We start from the raw sequence: 2,426 nt of genomic DNA, 5'->3' as shown, positions 1-2,426 counted from the left end.
ATCTGACCGCCCAATATGCGTTCGTGATCGAGTTCCCGTATTTCAACCGATATCCGATAAATTATCAGACAACTGTCACAGTTCCGTTGATTGGAACATAAGCCCCACTCTAGTCGGACGCCGCGGCCCACCACCCCGGACGTTCCTCTGCCAACCACCTTTGAGCCTCCTCACAGGTTGGTGCCAGAGCGGCTGTAAGACCGGCCTTGCGAAGGTTCACTGTAAGCGCTGTTGTGGGACCACCTTTCGGGAGTGGTCGCGATCTGTGAGGTTGCCGATCCTGTATTGGGATCGGAGATCGGCTTGTGTCTGGACTTGACCTTACGCTTGACCCGGAGCGGCAGCCTCGGCGTTTCGAGGTGATCAACGGTGCCGGCGGTCGGCGTCATTGGTCGGTGGATGACAAGGCGCGGATCATCGCGGAGACGCTGGAGCCGAACGCAGTCGTTTCCGAGGTCGCCCGCCGGTATGGCCTCAGGCCGCAGCAGGTCTTCGCCTGGCGCCGCGAAGCGCGCAAACAGGCCGCTTCGGTGCAGCAAAATTCTCCTGCCTTCGTGCCGGCGGTTGTGGCGGCGGCGGAGCCTGTAGCCAGCCGTTCACCGAAGCAGCAGAAACGGCAAGCCACTCGAGACGCCGGAGTGATCGAGCTTGAGATCGACGGCGTTGCGATGCGCGTCGGCCGGGGCGCCGATGCCAAGACGGTGGCCGCAGTGATCCGCGCGCTGAAGGCGACGTCGTGATCGGGCCGACGGGTGCGGTCAAGGTCATGGTGGCGACGAAGCCGGTCGACTTCCGCAAGGGTGCGGAGGGATTGGCTGCGCTGGTGCGAGAGACGATGGGAGCCGATCCGTTCAGCGGGGCCGTGTACGTCTTCCGGGCGAAGCGGACAGACCGGATCAAGCTGATCTTCTGGGACGGCACCGGCGTCTGCCTCTATGCCAAGCGTTTGGAGGATGGGGAGTTCCGCTGGCCGAAAGTGCATGACGGCATGATGCGGCTGACGGCCGCGCAGCTCTCGGCGCTACTCGAAGGTCTCGACTGGCGGCGCGTCCATGAGGCGCGCCGGACCCGCGTTCCAGCCCAGGCCGGCTGACCCGCGACGAAGTGAATCAGTCTGGATTCCGCTGTCGCGGGCTGTCGGCGAATATGGTCTGATCCTGTCATGGCGATGACTGCTGACCAGCTTCCCGACGATCCGGACGCGCTGAAGGCGATGGTCCTGGCGCGCGACGTCGAGAACGCCCGGCTGATCCAGATCATCAAGGAATTGCAGCGCCACCGCTTCGGCCGTCGTGCTGAAACGCTCCCCGAGGATCAATTGCTGCTGGGGCTCGAAGAGGCCGAGCAGATCGAGGCCGCCGGCGAGGAAGCGAAGGAACAATCTGCTCTCGCCGAGCGCCAAGCAAAGGCCACGAAGCGCCGGGCGAACCGCGGTGCGTTGCCACCCCACCTGCCGCGCACGGAGATGGTCGTCGACATCGAGGACCATGCCTGCCCGTGCTGTCGCAATGGCCTGCACCGGATCGGCGAGGACGTGAGCGAGCGGCTCGACATCGTTCCGGCGCAGCTGCGCGTGATCGTGGTGCGGCGGCCCAAATATGCCTGCCGCGCCTGTGAGGATGTGGTCGTTCAGGCTGCCGCGCCGGCCCGGCTGATCGAGGGTGGTCTTCCGACCGAAGCGACGGTCGCCCAAGTCCTGGTCTCCAAATACGCCGATCACCTGCCGCTCTATCGTCAGGCGCAGATCTATGCCCGGCAAGGCATCAATCTCGATCGCTCCACGCTCGCCGACTGGGTCGGCCGCGCCGCCTGGCACCTGCGTCCGGTGCATGAGCGGCTGCTTGGCAAATTGAAGTCCTCGCCAAAACTCTTCGCCGACGAGACGACCGCGCCGGTGCTCGATCCCGGCCGAGGCAAGACCAAGACCGGGCAGCTCTGGGCCTATGCGCGTGACGATCGGCCATGGCAGGGAGCCGACCCGCCGGGCGTTGCCTATGTCTACGCACCCGACCGGAAGGCCGAGCGTCCGATCGCTCATCTCGCAGGCTTCACTGGAATCCTGCAGGTCGATGGCTATGGCGGCTATCGCGTGCTGGCCGACAAAAGCAACGTGACGCTCGCCTTCTGCTGGGCACACGTGCGCCGACGCTTCTATGAACTGGCGGCAGCGGGTCCCGCGCCGATCGCCAGCGAGGCGCTGAGACGGATCGCCGAGCTCTACAGAATAGAGGACGATATCCGCGGCCGATCGGCCGATGAACGCCGTGCGATGCGTCAGGAAAATAGCCGCGCTATTGTCGCCGATCTCGAACCCTGGCTGCGCGAGAAGCTCGGCCTGATTAGCCAGAAGACAAAGCTCGCCGAGGCGATCCGCTACACGCTCTCGCGCTGGCAAGGCCTCTCGCGCTTCCTTGACGACGGCCGCA

General features: G+C 64.8%; 3 protein-coding genes. All 3 read left to right on the top strand.

Annotation, left to right across the window (positions count from 1 at the left end; genetic code table 11):
* Positions 1–305 precede the first annotated feature (305 nt).
* Positions 306–740 carry an IS66-like element accessory protein TnpA gene (tnpA, locus tag NKI24_RS35640; protein WP_352750853.1) on the top strand — a complete coding sequence of 145 codons (435 nt, stop codon included), beginning with the start codon at positions 306–308 and terminating at the stop codon, positions 738–740.
* Positions 737–1,093: an IS66 family insertion sequence element accessory protein TnpB gene (gene tnpB, locus NKI24_RS35635; protein ID WP_023709031.1), complete on the top strand. Its 357-nt coding sequence runs from the start codon at positions 737–739 to the stop codon at positions 1,091–1,093. Before tnpA ends, tnpB begins: the two co-directional genes overlap by 4 nt.
* 69 nt (positions 1,094–1,162) lie before the next feature.
* A partial coding sequence (gene tnpC / locus NKI24_RS35630; protein ID WP_352750850.1) for an IS66 family transposase occupies positions 1,163–2,426 on the top strand: 1,264 nt, incomplete at its 3' end.

It is taken from the genome of Mesorhizobium sp. M0701 (assembly GCF_040320365.1).
GTDB lineage: Bacteria > Pseudomonadota > Alphaproteobacteria > Rhizobiales > Rhizobiaceae > Mesorhizobium.
Note: the sequence above shows the minus strand (reverse complement) of the source record. Positions and strands in the feature narration are given on the sequence as shown.